15 protein-coding genes and 1 tRNA gene are annotated in these 18664 nt (G+C 40.2%); 9 read left to right on the plus strand and 7 right to left on the minus strand.

The features are described from left to right. Positions 1 to 3 precede the first annotated feature (3 nt). From ACESM9_RS05495 to ACESM9_RS05505, 3 genes are all read right to left on the minus strand, one after another. Positions 4 to 92, minus strand: a tRNA-Ser gene (locus ACESM9_RS05495). Between the two features lie 10 nt (positions 93 to 102). Continuing rightward, complete coding sequence (gene tadA / locus ACESM9_RS05500; RefSeq protein WP_372996108.1) at positions 103 to 558, minus strand: tRNA adenosine(34) deaminase TadA; 456 nt, start codon at positions 556 to 558, stop codon at positions 103 to 105. Positions 559 to 645: 87 nt separating this feature from the next. Further along, a complete protein-coding gene (locus tag ACESM9_RS05505) occupies positions 646 to 1530 on the minus strand; it encodes a M23 family metallopeptidase (protein WP_372996110.1) in 885 nt (294 codons plus the stop codon). A 326-nt stretch (positions 1531 to 1856) separates the two neighbouring features. On the opposite strand from ACESM9_RS05505, the gene ACESM9_RS05510 reads away from it, so the two are divergent. The 9 genes from ACESM9_RS05510 (at position 1857) to ACESM9_RS05550 (ending at position 13884) form a co-directional block, all read left to right on the plus strand. Further along, entirely contained in the window at positions 1857 to 2060 is a 204-nt protein-coding gene (locus ACESM9_RS05510; RefSeq protein ID WP_372996112.1) for a hypothetical protein, read from the plus strand. A 114-nt stretch (positions 2061 to 2174) separates the two neighbouring features. Further along, the gene (locus tag ACESM9_RS05515; RefSeq protein ID WP_372996114.1) at positions 2175 to 2414 is read left to right on the plus strand and encodes a helix-turn-helix domain-containing protein; all 240 of its coding nucleotides are present in this window, start codon (positions 2175 to 2177) and stop codon (positions 2412 to 2414) included. Then, positions 2411 to 3820 (plus strand): LuxR C-terminal-related transcriptional regulator, encoded by a 1410-nt coding sequence (locus tag ACESM9_RS05520; RefSeq protein ID WP_372996116.1) that lies wholly within the window; start codon positions 2411 to 2413, stop codon positions 3818 to 3820. Before ACESM9_RS05515 ends, ACESM9_RS05520 begins: the two co-directional genes overlap by 4 nt. Positions 3821 to 4291: 471 nt before the next feature. Next, positions 4292 to 7750, plus strand: coding sequence for a MucBP domain-containing protein (locus ACESM9_RS05525; RefSeq protein WP_372996118.1), 3459 nt, complete (start codon positions 4292 to 4294; stop codon positions 7748 to 7750). Between the two features lie 83 nt (positions 7751 to 7833). Further along, positions 7834 to 8817: a S41 family peptidase gene (locus ACESM9_RS05530; RefSeq protein WP_372996120.1), complete on the plus strand. Its 984-nt coding sequence runs from the start codon at positions 7834 to 7836 to the stop codon at positions 8815 to 8817. Between the two features lie 287 nt (positions 8818 to 9104). Next, positions 9105 to 9482 (plus strand): arsenate reductase family protein, encoded by a 378-nt coding sequence (locus tag ACESM9_RS05535; protein WP_372996122.1) that lies wholly within the window; start codon positions 9105 to 9107, stop codon positions 9480 to 9482. Positions 9483 to 9553: 71 nt separating this feature from the next. Beyond that, positions 9554 to 11182: a hypothetical protein gene (locus tag ACESM9_RS05540; protein WP_372996124.1), complete on the plus strand. Its 1629-nt coding sequence runs from the start codon at positions 9554 to 9556 to the stop codon at positions 11180 to 11182. Positions 11183 to 11318: 136 nt separating this feature from the next. Beyond that, a complete protein-coding gene (locus tag ACESM9_RS05545; protein ID WP_372996126.1) occupies positions 11319 to 11828 on the plus strand; it encodes a hypothetical protein in 510 nt (169 codons plus the stop codon). Positions 11829 to 11892: 64 nt separating this feature from the next. Then, complete coding sequence (locus ACESM9_RS05550; RefSeq protein WP_372996128.1) at positions 11893 to 13884, plus strand: hypothetical protein; 1992 nt, start codon at positions 11893 to 11895, stop codon at positions 13882 to 13884. A 509-nt stretch (positions 13885 to 14393) separates the two neighbouring features. On the opposite strand, the gene ACESM9_RS05555 is transcribed toward ACESM9_RS05550, so the two are convergent. The 4 genes from ACESM9_RS05555 to ACESM9_RS05570 form a co-directional block, all read right to left on the minus strand. After that, positions 14394 to 15500 (minus strand): D-TA family PLP-dependent enzyme, encoded by a 1107-nt coding sequence (locus ACESM9_RS05555; RefSeq protein ID WP_372996130.1) that lies wholly within the window; start codon positions 15498 to 15500, stop codon positions 14394 to 14396. A gap of 69 nt (positions 15501 to 15569) precedes the next feature. Then, on the minus strand, positions 15570 to 16679 hold the full coding sequence (locus ACESM9_RS05560; protein ID WP_372996132.1) for a threonine synthase: 1110 nt from the start codon (positions 16677 to 16679) through the stop codon (positions 15570 to 15572). A gap of 117 nt (positions 16680 to 16796) precedes the next feature. Continuing rightward, a complete protein-coding gene (locus tag ACESM9_RS05565; RefSeq protein ID WP_372996134.1) occupies positions 16797 to 17096 on the minus strand; it encodes a hypothetical protein in 300 nt (99 codons plus the stop codon). Between the two features lie 105 nt (positions 17097 to 17201). Continuing rightward, positions 17202 to 18602 (minus strand): MATE family efflux transporter, encoded by a 1401-nt coding sequence (locus tag ACESM9_RS05570; protein ID WP_372996136.1) that lies wholly within the window; start codon positions 18600 to 18602, stop codon positions 17202 to 17204. Positions 18603 to 18664: the final 62 nt, after the last annotated feature.

Consider the following 18664-nt stretch of genomic DNA (forward strand, 5'->3'; position numbering starts at 1 on the left):
ATATGGCGGAGAGGGCGGGATTCGAACCCGCGTGGGATTGCTCCCAAACTGATTTCGAGTCAGCCCCGTTATGACCACTTCGATACCTCTCCATATTTAATATTACTTGGATCTCTTCTTTTTAAAAAAGTCCTTTAAAATATAGCTGCATTCCTCCTGAAGTATTCCTGTGTATATCTCACATTTATGATGAAACCAGTAATCTTCAAAAACATTTATTACAGACCCTGCAGCACCTGCTTTAGGATCCATTGTCCCAATGTATAGTTTCTCAATCCTGGCTTGAAGTATTGCACCGCTGCACATGAGACAAGGTTCCAAGGTCACATACATGTCACAGCCTGTAAGACGCCAGCCACCAAGAAATTCACAGGCTCTTTTTATGGCTGTTATCTCAGCATGACATGTGGCATCCTTAGATGTTTCTCTCGTATTAAAAGCTTTGGAGACAACAATACCGTTTCTGACAACCACTGCTCCCACAGGTACTTCGTCCATAGCTTCAGCTTTTTTTGCTTCATCTAATGCTATTTTCATAAAAAAATCATGGGTGTCCATATTTGAAAATCCTTTTCTCCCTTTATTGACACACTATATTATTATATAAGAAATGAATTTCTTTATCAACATGCAAATAAATACTTTCTAAAAATTGGGAGATCCATAGCCTTCCATAAAGGGTTTCGGGTTCGTTGACTGTCTCCCTATTGAAAAAGTCCAGTGGAGATGTGGTCCGGTGGAATATCCAGTGGAGCCTACATTGCCCACTATATCTCCCTTTTGCACCATATCTCCAACTTCCACACTTATTGTATCCAAATGGCAGTATGAGGTATATATGTTAAGTCCATGGTCCAAAATCACTGTATTGCCTGATGCATTCAATTCCATGGCAAGCACTACTTTCCCATTGTTGGACGCCATAACAGGAGTTCCTCTTTTAGCTTTGAAGTCCAAGCCTGAATGGACACTGCTCCTTACTCCGTTTACATAACGCATTGCTCCATATTCCGTGTTTATTTCTGCATCTACTGGGGCTATAAAGTTTCCTTGATAAAGAGGCTTTTCTACAGGATTAGCCTTCGCCTTGGCAATTTGCTGTGCATCAAAATTGAGGTTTTCTTGACTTTTCTTTTCCTGAGTTTGTTTTGATACAGTTATATAATCTTTTTTGAAATTCTTTTCCTTAACTGTTATTGTATTCTCTACTTCCCTTAAAACCTTGCCTTCTCTAGATATGAGTATGTCATATCTGTATTCTCCCGGCTCAGCGGTACAGCTTACCCCAACTATTGCCAGCTGCCCGTTTTTATAAGGAAAATATTTTTCTGACCTTGCTTTTAAATCTGAAGTAACCTTCACCTTATCATTGGGATTGATACCGGATATATATACCATGAATGTATCTCCCTGCTGAAGAATTTTGTTGAAATAAGCTATGTAAATAATATTATCACAATAAACAGATGAAATAGACATTATAAAAGTGAAAACAATTAATATAACAAAAAATTTCTTTATATCTCTCATATATAGTCTCCCGTGACATATAAATTTTTATATATACATTATATAAAAGAAAGGTTCACATTGGAAGAATTTTATAACAATGAAGCCTTTCGTCCTCGTTTTATTGAATCTAAACTCCAAAGGAGTCAAGATTCAATACGAACCCGATTAACAATTCTATAATTCAGAGAGCGCTTTCGCTTCTCTTCATTAAAAATTGCTTAAGAAACCTATTAGGTCAGTTTGTATTAAGGTAAGAATTAGACGTTCCTATGGATTATGAAAATAAAAGGAAATCTTTATAATATGTAGAATATATTATAAAAAGCTGTAAAGAAGGTATGATTATGGAATTATGCGGTGGAGAAACCATTATTTTTAATCTTGGTGATCAAAAAGTAAAATGGAGACTTTCCAAAATTGACAGCAAACTAGTAAAAATTTTTGATGAAAATGGCGCCTATAAGCAGATGCCCTATGATAATTTTATGGAGCTTCTCGAAAAAGGCTATGCAGAAATTTATAGAGATACGGGAATAGAAGATATCTAATAAATAGCACCGTGGGTTAGGCTTGCAGTGATTACCTTGATGGAAAAATTTAAAACTACAATATAGATTGCTTTTATACCTTGTCTGAAGTATTATTATTACATGATTAGTCATATGTCTCTGAAAGAAAGTGAAGTGCTTACCATGACAGAAAACAACATTCAAGACAGATGGATATCTCTGCAAGAGGTCTGCGATTATCTTGGCGTGAAGCGCCACAGGGTCATGCATTGGATTGATCAGCGCGGTATGCCTGCATCCAAGGTGGGAAAGTTCTGGCGTTTCAAAACCGTTGATATAGACGAATGGGTTAAAAAAGACGGAACCTCCGATGAGCTGGAGGTTATAAAATGAACAGATTTAAGACTTTAAATGCCCGCAGGCTTTCTGTCGCGGCGTTTTCCTTTTCTTTTGCGTACCTGCTCTCCTTTCTGTTTGAGGGACAGGTGCTGTACAGCCTTCTGGATCTGTATGGAATAGACGCCGACCGTTACATACTAGCTGCAATTATCGCTCATTTCGCGGGACTTTTTACCTGCGGTCTGTTTGTCAAATCACAGGCAGCCGCCAGAAGCATGATGCTCGGTGGCATGGGCTTATGCATAGCCGCTACCATCCCCTTCTTTTTTGCTCCCTCCTCTCTATGGTTGGGTGGATTGATTGTCAGTGGATACTTTAGCGGCTGTGCGGTGGCAGCATGGGGATTTTTTCTCAGGGCTTTTACTCCCAAGAATGAGCGTATTAAACCCTGTGCCGATGTGCTGATTTATTCCAATTTGCTGATGATTGCAGTCAACGTGGTGGACATTAACAGGTCAACCTTTATCGGGCTAGGTCTCTCTATGCTTTGCCTTGTAATCGGCATGGTCTTCATTTGGATGCTGCCGTTGGAGCAGGAGAATGAGCAGAATAAAACATTTGAAAATAAGACCCATGGCGGCATTAAAAACCCGCTAATATTGCTGTGCCTTTTTGTCTTTATCATCACCATTAATTCGGGCTTGATGTATCAGGTCATCAACCCCGCTTTTGAACATCTGACAGGGCTGGTAAGCTGGTATTGGGCCGTGCCTTACATCGTGGCGCTCGCTATTATGCGCAACCTGCCCATAAAGGCGAACCGCTCTAAATTCTTGTATGTAGGAATGACAATGATTATGGGAGCGTTCATCGGCTTTATGCTGCTGGGGAGAAACACTTCCGACTATCTGATTGTGGATACGCTGATGCTCGGAGCCTGCGGTATCTTTGACCTGTTTTGGTGGAGCATCCTGGGAGAAATGCTGGATTATAGCAATAACCCGGCGCAGCCGTTTGGCATCGGTCTTTCCGCCAATGTATTCGGGGTCCTTTGCGGAGGCATCCTGGGAATGGCTGTGACATCCATGGGGCTTCCTGGCGCGGAGGTTGCGGTGATTGCCCTTACGGTGGTTTGCGTTACCCTGGTTATGCTGCCGCCGCTGAACCACCAGCTTGTTTTACTGCTGAAAAGCCATGCCTATCTTGCTGCCTATGACAATATGGGTCAGTCACAGCAAACGGACATAGTTCGTCAAATTAAAACTCTTGACCCGCTGACTGCCCGGGAGCAGGAGGTGCTGCATCTGATCCTTTCTGGCAAATCCAACCGCGAAATTGCTGGGGCTTTGTTTATCAGTGAGAGTACTGTAAAAACACATACAAGGAACATTTTTTCAAAATATGATGTAGGTAGTCGGGCAGAACTCATCAGCACTCTGCTGAAGAATCAAAGAAGTTAAAATGATACATAAAACTACATAAATACAGGGTTTAACCGGCCTCTCACCCAAAAGGGTGAGAGGCTTTTTTCTGCAAATTCATCCTTTCGAAGGATGCTTTTTGAGGCACCCTTCCCTAAAATTTATACTGGAGGAGGTATGGTGCAAATGAAATTAATCCGCAAACGGTGCAATGGATATGCCTTATTGTTCGCAGCCAGTATTTGTTTGTCGGTGTGGCTCGGCGTAACATTTATGTTAGAAGCGGTTTTCGCCTAGGGAGCCATCAGCACCATCTGTCCCATGTTTTTGGTCGATGGCTTTATTTAAACTTTTAGCTAAGAATTATCATATGGGAGGTGTGAAAAAGCAGGGGGTATTTCAGTATAAAAATGAAAATAACGAGGGGAGTGATACAAGAAGAAGCCTTAAGGGTCAGTTTATTGCATGGCATTACCATAATTAAGTATAAGAGTAGAATGGAGGTAGATTATGAGGTTAGCATTAAAAAAGGTTTTAGCTATTGTGCTAGTGATGTTTTTAGTTTTAAATAATATAAGCTATGCACAATTCACAAATCATTGGGCAGGGGAAAACTACAATTATTTTATAGAAAGAGGATTTTTTCAAGATGTAATGAATGTTGACCTTAATAGGAAAATTTCATTGTTTGAATTTAAGGAAATATACAAAAAAGTTATTAATCAAGATTTATTGATAATCCATGATATTAAGGATGAAGATTTATTAACAAGATTTGATGCAGTCAAGCTTCTTGCAGATTCTTTAGAATATGAAGGAATATTTAATGTTTCATTGGAGGATTACCTTGATAGTAATGAAATAGATAATAACATAAAATCTGATGTGAATAAAATTTTATCCTTAGGTATATTAAATGGATACGATGACAATACACTACAGCTGACAGAAAGGCTGACATTTGGTGAAGCGATTACTATAATTAAAAGAGTAAATGAATTAAAGAGTACTAGTTTAATACAGAGGGCAACTGTCAAAATACCCAAAGAAAATACGGAGATGGGATTGCTTTCTAAAGCTACGAACAATGCGGTTAGATTGTTTGTTTATGGCTCATTACTTAATGAAAAATTGATGAATATGGAATATGATGAGTCCAAATACCATGAATGGATTAGTTTGAGAGACGAAGCTTTGCAAGTGTGGGAAGAGGCATATAAAAGCAGTCTGATGATGGTTTACGCTGCTGATTCATATATTAATGAGTTAAGTCAAGGAATTGATGAGTTGCTAAGTGGTGCAAGTACTGAAGAATATGCATGGGCGCAAAAAATACAGCAGCAGTATGATGCCATTCAAGGCCCTAATAAGCTCAAGCAACTTGGTGAACAATTAGGTATGGACGCAAAAAACGCTTTTGAGGCATTGACTTTGTCACATGAAATCATATCAGGAAATGCTTTGAAAGAAGCAGAATTTTACCGATTCGCCGAGTTGATGGCCGAAACTGTAAAGACTGCAAGCAAAGTGGGGATTTTTGCAGGCAGCACTATTCTAACTGCAGGCGCCACAACGGCTGCAGCTGGATATCTAACTTTAGGAGAAGCAATAAGTGTCACTGTATCAGGAGTGGAAGTTCTGTTAGAAGTAGGTTCTTTGGGCAGCAATATTATTCTGGGGGAAAATAACAGGGCTACCATAGCTTTAGAAGGAATGAATGATGCTTATGGTACGGCTTCTGCGATATTTGGTATTAAGGATTTGTTTGGAAATACGGATGATAAATTATTTTATGTGGTCGATAGATTAATGGACTATGTATCTGAAGGAGAAGTATTGGGGATTACTGTTACAGACGATCCTAGTGGAGCATATCTAGATTATTTTAAAGTTCCCACAGAAGATGGAAGATTTCCTGATGAGCTGTCATATTCTGAACTATTCTCTAAGATGATAGATGGAGCTATTGAGCAAGCACTCGAAAATATATTGAAGGACAACGATATGTCTTATGATGATTTAATATTGAAGCTAAAAAGTGACGGCAATTTGAATAATGATGACTTAATCAATGAAATTGAAGAAAAAGAAGATTTGCCCATAGATGAAATTTTAAATGAAGTTGAGAAAGAACTGGAAGGAAATGCCGATGAAAAATTAGAGGAAGAAGCTAAGGAAGACAAGGATGATCAGGTTGATAAGGACAAATCCGATAAAGACGAGGATAAGGATGATAAGGACAAATCCGATAAAGATGAGGATAATGATGATAATGAGGAGCCCGAAGACCCTGAAGATCCTGAAGAACCCGGAGATTCTGAAGGTCCTGAAGATCCTGAAGATCCTGGAGAACCTGAAGACCCCGGAGATTCTGGAGATCCCGAAGACCCTGAGGACCCAGAAGATTCAGAGGATCCTGAGGACCCCGAAGAAAAAATATACTATACTTTAACAATAAATTATGTAGATTTTAGTGGTACAAGTATAGCTCAACCCTTTGTAAAGAAATTTGAATATGGTGATTATTATAATATTCCTGTTCCAAAGATAGATGGATATACAACAGATGAGGAGTCTGTAATAGGCACCATGGTTAGTGACAGAATTGAAACAGTATATTATTACAAGAATTATCTCCCTACATTATTTATTTCTTATGTCATTGCAGATGGAAAAGTAGAGGCACCGGAAAGTTATATTGGTGAATATAAAGTAGGGGATAGTTTTTCTGTTGCATCTCCGGATGTACCTGGATATTATCCAGATATTCCAGTAGTAGAAGGAACAATGCCAGAAGGAGGCTACTCACAAACAGTGACCTATTACAACAATGAAAAGACCTATACCATAACCATCAGATATCTCTATGTAGATGAAGAAGGTAAAGAGATTGGAGAAGCATTAGAAACCGAAACTAGAGATGTTAAAGTGGGAGATAGCTATACAATCACACCTCCAATTATAGATGGATATTATTCTGATATGGATGAATTTACAAGAATAATGGGTGATGTGGGAAATATAAACTATACAATAAAATATAGACCAAATCCAGATCCAGATTCATATGAAATTTCAGGTATAATAATTGATAATTCTGTCAGGGTGCCTGAAGGAACATCATTAGGAGAGGCATTAGCTTTTTTACCTGAAGAAATACCGGTATATGTAAATGCTGGACATGCCACTTTAGATATACAAGTAGAATGGAAAGAGAATTCTGAAAGGGCATTTCCAATTAAAGATGAAGTTATCGGAGTATTGCCTTATACAGGCACCTACAAATTTGAAGGCGAGCTTAAACTTCCTTATAATGTTACTAATCCATGGGGTTTTATTCCAAAGATTGCAGTAGAAATCTATCCTGTTGTGGAAGATCCCTATAATGATGATTTAGACTATTCCGAATTGAATAGACAAATAGATGGATCTGTCGACGATTATGTTGTTTACTATAAAGATACATACGCTAAAAAACAAGGATTATGGATAAAATATGTAAATGGTCTGGTTTATGAGAGATATACATATAAAGATAATCAGTACCATGGGATACATCAACAATTTACAGGTCCAGATAATAGCCTAAGTAAAATAGCATATTATCGTAATGGTGAACTAGATGGACCATATGAATCGTGGCACAATAATGGCATTAAATATATAAAGGGACAGTATTCCAATGGCTTAAAAACAGGGGAATGGGTCTATTATTATGACAGTGGAAGTAAGAGTTCTGAAGGAAGTTATTCTGAAGGTAAAGAAACCGGAGAATGGAAGTACTATCACAATAATGGCAAAGTTAAATCTCAAGGCAATTATTCTGATGGTAAAAAAACTGGTCCATGGGAATTCTATTATGAAAGCGGAAACATAGAATCTAAAGGCAATTTTACTAATGGTGCAAAAAAGGGCACTTGGACATACTATTATGAAAATGGAGAAGTTTCACAAACTATAAATCACTAATGCGACCAAACATTAGTTTTATAATCATCAAAAAAGGGCTGTGAATTATATTTTGCAGCCCTCTTATTAAAAGGAATGATACTATGAAAAAAACTATTATTTTTATATTTGTTCTCTTGCTTGCAGTATCAGTAAATATATATGCTGCTGAGAACCTGGATTATTTACATGCCCATCTAAGGGAGATAAAGGGCCACACAAATTATAATATTAAAAATATAGAAAAATATATAGAGAATAATTCAGCATCAGACCTTATAGAAATATTAAAGAAAATCTATGGTTCCATTGATTCATATAGCACTTTTTATTCTGGTGATGAACTAAAGGTTAATATTTTTGATAAAAACAATGATTCTATAAATAAATCCATAGAATATGAAATCAAAGATGATATTGGCTATATCTACATTTATACTTTTAATGATAATATTTATGATAAAACTGTTGATATTTTAAAAATCATGGATGATGAAAAGATTAATAAAATTGTGTTAGACTTAAGAAATAACAGTGGTGGAGATATAATGGAAAGTATAAAAACAGCAAAGCTATTTGTAAAAGAAGGCTTAATAGCAAAAATCCATTATTACTCCCAGGAGATTGAAGATAAAGAATACTATTCAAATCTTAAAGAATTAAAATATAATCTTATTGTTCTTGTTAACGAAGAAACTGCAAGTGCTGCTGAGCTATTTGCAGGTGCAGTTCAGGATAGTGAATCCGGGTACCTTGTTGGAAGTAAAACATTCGGAAAGGCAAAAACTCAAAAGATGATTCCAGTGATAACTGAAAAAGCATACATCAGAAATGAACTATATAAGGAACCTACAGTAAATTTATTTAAAGCTATGGATCATGGGTCTATTATTTATGACGAGGATTTGCTGGGATGGGCCAAACTAACAGTAGGGTGCTTTTATAATAGAAGTGGTAAAGAAATAGACGGCAAGGGTATAGAACCTGACTATGTTTATAGTTTTTCAGAAGGAGAAGAATATATGAAAATATTATTCAATGAATTATTTGCATTACCTAAGGCCATACAACTTCACGTGGAGTCATAGCGAGCCATTGAGCAAGTAATACATCAGCAAAATAACAGTGGAAAGAATATTGGCAGCTTTTGTTTTTTATAATATTTGCCGGAAAAATCGTTTGAACTGCAGACAATAATATGGCAAAATGCACTTAAGGACTGTAATTTCTTCATCTTAATGCCAGCCAGTTCAGGAAGATGAACGATTACGAAATCGTTAAAACGCTTTAAATGTGTATCATGACTAAGCGACCTGACAGAGTAAGAAAATATCAGATTGAGTGTGAGCATGTCTGTAAAAAGTGGAGGAATACTATGATATTTGTATGTTACCCGAAATGAACTACCTGCCAGAAGGCTAAGAAGTTGCTGGAAGCAAACTGCGTTTCATTTGAAGAAAGGAATATAAAAGTAGACAATCCTGCAATGGAAGAATTGAAGAATTGGCATAAGAAGAGCGGCCAACCGCTGAAAAAGTTTTTCAATACAAGCGGACAGCTTTATAAGAAATTGGAACTCAAGGATAAGATACCGAACATGAGCGAAGATGAGCAGTATAGACTGCTGGCATCAGACGGCATGCTTGTGAAGCGGCCTATTCTTATCGGTGATAGTTTTGTCCTGGTAGGATTTAAGGAAGCTGAATGGAAAGCTGTACTTGGTGTTGAACAGCTGATCTTTCGTGATAGATGAGGAAACTTATATATTAAAAAAAGTTTTTGCAGAGTGACAGGCTGGAAATATATCATGCGAGGAGAGATAAAATGATGAGAAAAGCAATAACATGCTCCATTGTCCTCTATGTTATATTGATATTAATGATTTTGCCGACGTCAGTGGAAGCCGCCGATGATATTAAGGACGTATCCACAGTGGAAGAGTTGCGTGCTGCGCTGGAAGACAATGCGGGTGCTCATGTGAGGCTAATGAAGGATATAACTTTTACCAGAGCAAACGCAGCCGACAAGGATATAGGTGTTTATCTTGGTGAAGGCTGTTATACCATTGACTTGAACGGTTATACAATAAAATACCATTATATGACAGGGGGAGAGTTTACCGATCAGGGATCACCGCTGGGCAACCGTAATGGCAGGCTGCTCATTATAAACGGGCCCGGTTCCATTATCGGAGGCACTCATGGCTTAGAGCATCATAGCCAATTCGGTACTTTAATCATTAATGGCGGAACTATCAGGGGCATCATGGGAAATGGTATCATTGGCGGTGGAATCTTGTATATCAATGGTGGCACTATAACCGGTAATTTCGGCGGAATTGAATATGACCGTGCTATTATTGTACTGAACGGCGGCGAAGTAAAAAGCGTAGTTTATAAAACCTGGGACAAAAAAAAGGAGAAAAATAACGGCGTGATCCGTAACGGGGTGTTTACAGGACAAGCTGTTCTTGAAAAAATTGTTCTGGATGTTCCCAATCTTACCATAAGTGAAGGTTCATCCATCAAAGTGATACGAGACGGCGGATTTATTGTCAGGGATAACTTTGTCAACAAAGGCATATATACATATGAATCCGGTCTGAAAAGCATAGGAGGGGAGGCAACCGTACAGAGAAATCAACAGGATTATACACCGATAAGCATATTATTTGATGTAACTTTTAACAGCCTTGACATACAGAGAGACGCTGCTCTGTACATTGAAAACGGCGCAACTGTTACTGTGACCGGTAACTTTACATCTGATTGGAGAAGCAGCATAGAGGCAGAAAACGGATCTCTTCAGCTCTTGGGTAACATAGACCACAAGGGCCGATCTGTGGGCGTGCCTGTTCTTGCTGCACTGGAAGAAGGCGGCATAAGTCCGCTACCGGAAGAACGGGATTTTATTAATGAAACACAGGCAGTTTATAGGCTTTGGGAGTTAGGACTGTTCCAGGGCGTGGGAACCTATCCTGACGGAGGCATCAACTTTGACCTCGCTCGCAAACCCTCGCGTATTGAGGCTCTGGTAATGCTGATACGTCTGTTGGGTAAGGAAAACGAAGCAAAAAACAGTGACTGGATACACCCCTTTACCGATGTGCCTGAATGGGCGGATAAATACGTTGGCTATGCTTATGAAAAGGGGTTGACAAAAGGCAGTTCCGGATCCGAATTTGGAACAGGCACAGCCTCCGTGCAGATGTATCTGACCTTTGTTCTTCGTGCCCTTGGCTACTCTGATGCACCCGGTGGAGATTTCACATGGGATGCACCTGAGAGGTTTGCACAAGGTATTCGCGTCTTGCCAGAGGGTGTTTACATGGAAGATTTCTGCCGTGCTGACATGGTGCTTATTTCGGAAGCCGCTCTCTCAGTAAAACTCAAGGACAGCAGAGATACCTTGCTTGACAGGCTAATCGAAGATGGAGCAGTCATGAGGCCGTAAAACCTACCTAAATACTGGGTTTAACGGGTCTCTCACCCAAAAGGGTGAGGGGCCTTTTTTGTGTAATTCATCCTTCCGAACGATGCTTTTTGAGACATCCTTCCCTAAAATGAATACTGGAGGAGGTATGGTGCAAATGAAATTAATTCGCAAACGGCGCAATGAATATGCCTTATTGTTCGTATCCAGTATTTTTTTGGCGGTGTGGCTCGGCATGGCATTTATGTTAGAAGCGGTTTTCGCCCTTGGAGCGATCAGCCTTATCTCTCTCCTGTTATTGATTAGGCAGAGCCGTCTGCTCTATGAAGCAACACTCATTTGGGATAATCGCATCCTTACGGTGTCATCTGCTCTCATCTCCATGCCGAGTTGTCAAATGAAAAAAGACACCGAGGAAACCGTAGTATCTACCTTTGGGATCCTCATCGGCAGCAAAATTTACCGGTGGGGTCTCGACGGGGTACATGGTGTGCGGCTGCATACCGCCCATATTGATCAGGAACGGATGTACCTGACCTTTGGTGACGCGGCTAAGACCATGCGGGTAGAACTGCTACACGGAATGACTCAAAAGCAGGCAGTACTGGATGCCGCACAAAAGCTGCTTCATGAAACCGGTGTAACGGCAGACATCACCGGATGGTAACACACCAAAAGCCAGTGATTAATGAAGCCTTTAAAAAAGAGAAATAGAATATGGAGGTCGTATGATGAAAGGAAAAATATTATCCTTCTTGCTGGTAACCACCATGCTGCTGTCCTCGACCGCAGGACTTTCCGGCTGCGGAAAAGGCAATCAGCCTAAACAATCCAGCGCGCAGAAGGTTGAAGCCTTTACGGTGGAGGAAGGACAGAGGACATTGGTCTCAGAGGACGGTGCGGCCATTAACTTTGGCTGCCTTCTAGAAGCTGGTGAGGAACTCACCATACAAAAGGTAACACCCCCTCCCGTTGACAGTGATGTAGATATCTACGCCTACGATTTCAAGCTGGCCTCTGGCCAGCTAGAGGGAACTATCGAATTGATTATACCCTATGACGACGCGGGACTTGACAGAGATGAGGAGCTCCTTGCTATCGGCGGTAAATATCTTAATGAGGAAACCGGTCAGTGGGAGGATGTCCTTTATACAGTGAACCCTGAGGCCAATAAGGTGCATATTTTCACTGATCACCTCTCCACCTTTAGCGTATTTAAGGTTATAAACGAAGGAAAGCGCAGCGAATACATCTCCGATGTCAATGCCTACGCCTCTTTCATGACTACCAAGCAGGCGGAAGAATTGCTCAAAACCTACGCCCAGCAGGGTCCATCCTGGCAAGAGGATGTTGTGGCATCCTTTCTGCATGCAAACAACTCCCTTCCAATGTTCATTGAAACAAATATCCCCACTCTCTTAACCCTTGGAGGGGCTTATGATGAAATGATCAGCGGCCAATTTGGTGACTCCCTGACGGTTTTAGGTGTTGTAACCTCCTGTACCCAGTTTGCCTATGACGCCTACAGCAACGGAATGAAAAGCACGGAAACAGCCATTAGCGGCATGAAAACCCTATTGAACCTGGGTTTGAATCTGTACACCACTAAAGAATATCTGTTAAATTCCTTTCAAGTGGCCTATGTGGGCGTGGGAGTCATCGATATGGCCCTTACCGATGTGACCACCTTTGCCATCGATACAAAGTATCAAAGCACCAAGAATATGTATGACGCTTACTATGCAAGACCTGAAAACAAGCGCCGGGTTAAGGATTGGTACGATATATTTAAAAAGATCCAGAAAGAGAATAAGTCCAACCCCCAGATAGCCCTGGAGAAAATGCAAAAGGAGATTGACAACTATGTAAATAAATACTGGGATGTGGCAGGCAGCGACTGGGAATCATGGATCGACGCCTATGATAAAAACGGCAGTCTAGCCAAGTATCCCTGGCCCTCAGAGAAGGATCAGGAAAAAATATCCAACAATTACAAAGCGGAGATCTACGATTATCTTCAGGTTATGTTTGAATCTCTGAGCCGGGATATGTTTTTTGATGCCCTAGCTCATCGAGAAAAGCAGTATAAAGAGCTTGCCGCCCTGCTAAATAGGGAGTATACCGTGAATTTCAGGGAGGATTATGACACTGAGAAGGCCAAATGGGCCAACGCATATGTCAAGCTGGCCCCTCTCTCCAATAAAACCACGGCAAACGAGTGGACCATCCGCCTTGACGACCAGGCCAAAGGACAGATGAAGTTCACCCTAGGCGCCCACAAAACGGCAGGGTTCCCCATGAAGATAGAATTCTACAAAACAGAAAAGGACTTGGAAGAGGGCAAGGTTGCCTTGAGTGCCAAGCTCAAACCTTTTGTGAAAAATGAAATGGAGGTTATCTTAAATAAAAAAACCAATAAGGTGGACTATTCCGGAACATATACAGGGGTCATGAATGTTACGGAAACAGGTAAAGAAATCAAAGTGACCACCGTAGTCACCTATGAAAAAGATTTTGGCGATGGCTCTTACTATAAAATCGTCTGCTCCAATGATGAAACCGGGAGCACTTACATCAATGGCAGCTATTTTGTGCGGTGGTCCTCAGGGGAGGCCAATATTGCGGGAGCAAAATTTGTCTTCTCCTCTGACGGAACATCCTTTACCGCCTCCATGCGGGATCACAACAATAAAGAGTGGGGTGTGATAACCTGTCAAAAATAAAAACAGCCCCAAAAACAATGCGGCACTGGACTATACCTACGCCGGAGCAGGTTGCTTCGCGGCTGGATGATAGCAACGCGGAAGCAAACCACTCCCGCACCGTTTCCAGGAGCTATTGGTTTATGGCAAACGGCAAGTAGTATTAGGGCTATGTGATGTATAGCAGTGACGAGGCTTGGCCGAGCTTGGATGAGAGCGAAACGCGCTCCGAGCGCATCCGCTACCTTGACATTTTCCCCTACATCAACAAGCCTTTCGCCCTGTGCGAATTTGACCAGATGGGTGAGGCGGCAATCATTTACCATATTTTCTCACCCATCGGCTGCCGCTTTTGCTGCTGCTTGTTATCCGTACAGACAGAGGCGAGAAAACTTGTCGCGCCAAGCTACACCTTCAGCTCCCCCACAGAGCAGCACAGGGTTGGTCGGCTTTTCCGACAGGTGTAATTCACCGGAGATACTGGCTAGTTTCTCTACCGTGGGTATGCCTTCCTCAATTTTTAAAAGCGTCTACCTTAACTTGCCTCTGCAGGATATGGGTATCTCCCCAACTACTTTACCCTGTGATACCATATATGCAGTATCATATAGATTGCATACTGGGCATATATGGTTTGGTATGATTTCCAACTTGTCTCCTACTTTTACCTTGTCCCTCAGTTCTTTGTTATATATGATGGCATGTTCATCATATACTTCATGTATGTATGCATCTTTATACCCTTTTATAACACCCAATCCCTTGGTAGCACAGATGCCCTTATTTCTGGTCTGCATAGTTAAACCCTTGGCCCCAACATCAGTGATGACCCGCTCCTCAGTAGGGCGACTTATTACAGTGGTGAGCACCGTTGCTGCACAACGGTTGTAGTTTCCTATGGCATTTCCCTGGGAAGCATCCATTAATATATATGTACCTACCCTAAGTTCTGTGATGCCTTCCATTATTTCAAAATCGAACATAGATGAAGGCGTTGAACCGATGCTCACCGTCTCAAGTTTGCAGCCAAGTTCTTCAGTAATTTTAGCAAAGCGCAGAGTTCTTCTCTGACTCTCCATAAACAGCTCCCGGCAGTGGTCCACATCTCTGGCAGAGTAGCAATGACCCTCGTGAGAAAATATTCCTTTGAGATTAATATTTTTGCATCCCTTTATATGTTTTACCAAATCAATGAAATCTTTTTCTTCAATTACGCCCGAGCGATTTTCCCCAACTTCTATCTCTATAAGTACCTGAGCCTTCTTCTCCGCTCCTTCAAAGGCTTCCTCCACCATATTCACCTGAGGTATGCTGTCAACTCCAAAGGATATATCAATTGTCTTTGCAAGCTCCATTATTCTCATAAGCTTAGGCATACCCACGATTTCATTGGCAATGAATATATCCTTCAATCCATTGGCCGCCATAACCTCTGCCTCTCCTACTTTAGCTACGGCAATGCCCTTTGCTCCGTATTCTTCCTGCAGCTTTGCCAAGTAGGGCATCTTGTGGGTCTTGGTATGAGGTCTTAATGTCACATGGTTTTTATCGGCATAGGATTGCATGAAGCGGATATTATCTAAAAGCTTCTCCTGATCTATTATCAAAGCAGGAGTGTCCAATTCTCTATAATCCATTTTTAGCCCTCCAATAAATTTCTGTATATGGTAATGTTAATATTACATCCAGGTGCTGGAATATTCATATCAGTTACTCTTTATACCTGCACCGGTTAACGGCAACACTACTATCTTGTCCTCCAACTCCGGGTATTTGTTTATATAATCCAGATAACCTGCATAATTGGCAGCAGATGTGATTTCCACATATATACCCTTATTAGCTAATACTTGTCTTGCACTTGATATGCTCTGTTCTTTAACACCAATTATATCCCCATGAGTTTCTCTCACAGCCTTCAATATTTCAGCACCTCTTGCAGGAGCTGCAATTGCTATTCCCTCTGCCAGTGTTCCTTTATTTTCACATGGTTCCACAAGGGTTTTATTGCTTATAAAAGCATTTTTAATAGGTGCACAATTTTCTGCCTGCACTGCCAGAATCCTTGGCATCCTATCAATAACTCCCCAGGACAGCATCTCTTTGAATGCAATGTAAGCACCCATAAGCAAGGTTCCATTTCCCACGGGTATTATAAAAGCATCAGGCATTTTCCAATTAAGCTGCTCAAACACTTCATAAAAATAGGTCTTTGTTCCTTCCCAGAATAAAGGATTATAAATATGGCTGGCATAGAACATATTTGTGCTTTCCACCATATCTATGGCAGCTTTTGCAGTATCCTCCCTGCTTCCAGGAGTCTTATGAATCTCTGCTCCATGAGCTTCTATCTGTTTGATCTTCTTATCAGATGATGAAGCAGGCACAAAAACATGGCACCTTATCCCTGCCCTTGCTCCATAGGCAGCAATAGCTGTTCCTGCATTTCCGCTGCTGTCTGCAACAATCTCCTCTACTCCCAGCTTTTTTGCCATGGCAACGAGTATCGCAGCACCCCTATCCTTGAAAGATAGAGTTGGCATATAATAATCTGCCTTTGCGTAAAGGTTTTGACCTATTTGTAGTAGAGGTGTACCCCCTTCTCCCATGGTTATATTTCTCCAACAATCATCTTCTTTTTGAAAGGGAAGCGCATCTATATACTTCCATAGCGAATGATCCTTTGATATGGCTGTGGCTTCAAAATCTATAGGCTTTTTCTCGTATTGAAGATTTAATAACCCACCGCAGTGGCATTTCCAAGCATTGCTCTCTAATGAAAACCTATGACCGCATTCTACACATTTATACTCCATACTTAGTGCTTCCTCCCCAACTTATTTAATTATTCAATATAAGTTATGGCATCCATTTCTACCGCGAAGCCATAATGGAGATCCCTGGTGGGAACTATAGTTCTGGCATGTTTTTTATTAATCATATTTAACCAATTCTACATCCGCTCCATATAGTCTCCCTTTTGAATCTCTCCTGACATAAAGAAGGACATGTTCTAAACGTCCAATGCCTAGTAACCCTAAACGTTTCATGTCTCTCGGACTTATGAAAATTCTGTCTTGAAGGTAATGGAGTATGGGGGCATCCGGATCAAGGACATAAGCATAACCCCAATTCATATATTTTCCCGTCCTCATATCGTATTTTCCACCTGTAAAATCTACCTTTGCCTTAACCTTCTTTCCCTTTTTCATAATCTCATCTATTCTGCTCATCCTATTCTGCTCCTTTATATATAAAATGATTGTTTTATATTTTGCCATACCATACCTCAAGGGCATGGTATTTGTTAATTCTAAATTGAATTATACTATTTTCATCTATCTTATTTTTACATGTTTCCATTTGCCTGTTCTAAATCTAATATACACAAAAACCCATCTTACAAGCTGATCAATGAATACAGCCATCCATGCTCCCATTAATCCAAATCCCATATTGATGACAAAAATATAGGCTAGGGCAACTCTAATTAAAAGGACTCCCACAGAGGTAGCCACCAAAGGCCAGAAAGTATCACCTGCGCCCCTCAAGGCTCCTGCCAGTATGAATTGAGATGATTGAAAAGGCTGAACCAATGCAATTATTTTCAATGCTCCAGATGCACTGTCTATAATCAGGGGATCCGTAGAGTAAAGACCTACTAATTGGGGGCCGAAAAAGAAGAATATGATAGCCATAAATGTGGATATCAGAGATCCAATCTTTCTGGTTTTCTTTGCATAGGCTTCTGCTTTTTCATGATTTTTAGCACCCAATGATCTCCCAACCAAAGACGAAGCTGCTATCCCGAAAGCCTGGCCTGGCTGAAAGGAGAGGCCTAATATGCTCAGGGCTATCTGATGGGCTGCATATATAACTGTACCTAATCCAGCTACAATTCTGACAAACAAAAGTATACCTGTCCTCAAAACCATTTGCTCTAATGATGCAGGTAATCCTATCTTTACCAGGTTATACATGATATTCTTGTCAAATTTGAATTTATTCCCAATGTTGAGTTTAATAATGCTCTTACCCTTTACAATATATCTGAATAATAATATACATGCTATAACTTGCGATAATGCTGTTGATATGCCTGCCCCTGTAACTCCAAGTTCAGGGAAGCCCAATAAACCATATATTAGCAAAGCGTTTCCTATAACATTTAGAAAGTTGCATTTCAAGTTTATTCTCATAGGTGTTTTTGTTTCGCCTATTCCTCTTAATGCAGCTGATACAGACATGTTGAGTGATTGAAATATAAATCCTATCATAATAACCTTAAAATAATTACTGCCAACCTGTAAAGCATCAGGCTGAGCACCCATTAAACTCATGATCTGCTGGGTAAAAGTCAAGCCTAATATTGACAAAGGTATAGTTAGCATGGTCATGCTCAATAGCATAACATGTTTCAAAACAATTTCTATTCTTTCATTTTGCTTAGCTCCATAATACCTTGCAATCATTGCTGTTCCGCCCACATTTAATGCCTGAACAAGAGACAGGCCGATAAATAAAGGCTGATTAGTCATACCTACAGCTGCTACAGAAGCAGCTGCCACAGCTTGATTCTTTATTCTTCCAAGCATCATCATGTCTATCATGCCGAATAATGATCCTAAAAGGAGTTCTATCAATACCGGCCAGGCTATCTTTATAACATCTTTTCTTATAGGATCTTTTTTATAAGATATTGTCTTTTCCTCAACATCATTATTATTTATATCTTTCATTCCTCACTGCCTCTTCTCATTTTGAAATTACATATGATAATTCTTTATATTATAAAATTTTT

The sequence above is a fragment of the Lutispora sp. genome (genome assembly GCF_041687175.1).
GTDB lineage: Bacteria > Bacillota > Clostridia > Lutisporales > Lutisporaceae > Lutispora.

Excerpts from the sequence above, each read along its gene's own strand:
- tadA (WP_372996108.1), bottom strand. The coding sequence starts at position 558 with ATGGACACCCATGATTTTTTTATGAAAATAGCATTAGATGAAGCAAAA.
- ACESM9_RS05505 (WP_372996110.1), bottom strand. The coding sequence starts at position 1,530 with ATGAGAGATATAAAGAAATTTTTTGTTATATTAATTGTTTTCACTTTT.
- ACESM9_RS05510 (WP_372996112.1), top strand. The coding sequence starts at position 1,857 with ATGGAATTATGCGGTGGAGAAACCATTATTTTTAATCTTGGTGATCAA.
- ACESM9_RS05515 (WP_372996114.1), top strand. The coding sequence starts at position 2,175 with ATGTCTCTGAAAGAAAGTGAAGTGCTTACCATGACAGAAAACAACATT.
- ACESM9_RS05520 (WP_372996116.1), top strand. The coding sequence starts at position 2,411 with ATGAACAGATTTAAGACTTTAAATGCCCGCAGGCTTTCTGTCGCGGCG.
- ACESM9_RS05525 (WP_372996118.1), top strand. The coding sequence starts at position 4,292 with ATGAGGTTAGCATTAAAAAAGGTTTTAGCTATTGTGCTAGTGATGTTT.
- ACESM9_RS05530 (WP_372996120.1), top strand. The coding sequence starts at position 7,834 with ATGAAAAAAACTATTATTTTTATATTTGTTCTCTTGCTTGCAGTATCA.
- ACESM9_RS05540 (WP_372996124.1), top strand. The coding sequence starts at position 9,554 with ATGATGAGAAAAGCAATAACATGCTCCATTGTCCTCTATGTTATATTG.
- ACESM9_RS05545 (WP_372996126.1), top strand. The coding sequence starts at position 11,319 with ATGAAATTAATTCGCAAACGGCGCAATGAATATGCCTTATTGTTCGTA.
- ACESM9_RS05550 (WP_372996128.1), top strand. The coding sequence starts at position 11,893 with ATGAAAGGAAAAATATTATCCTTCTTGCTGGTAACCACCATGCTGCTG.
- ACESM9_RS05555 (WP_372996130.1), bottom strand. The coding sequence starts at position 15,500 with ATGGATTATAGAGAATTGGACACTCCTGCTTTGATAATAGATCAGGAG.
- ACESM9_RS05560 (WP_372996132.1), bottom strand. The coding sequence starts at position 16,679 with ATGGAGTATAAATGTGTAGAATGCGGTCATAGGTTTTCATTAGAGAGC.
- ACESM9_RS05565 (WP_372996134.1), bottom strand. The coding sequence starts at position 17,096 with ATGAGCAGAATAGATGAGATTATGAAAAAGGGAAAGAAGGTTAAGGCA.
- ACESM9_RS05570 (WP_372996136.1), bottom strand. The coding sequence starts at position 18,602 with ATGAAAGATATAAATAATAATGATGTTGAGGAAAAGACAATATCTTAT.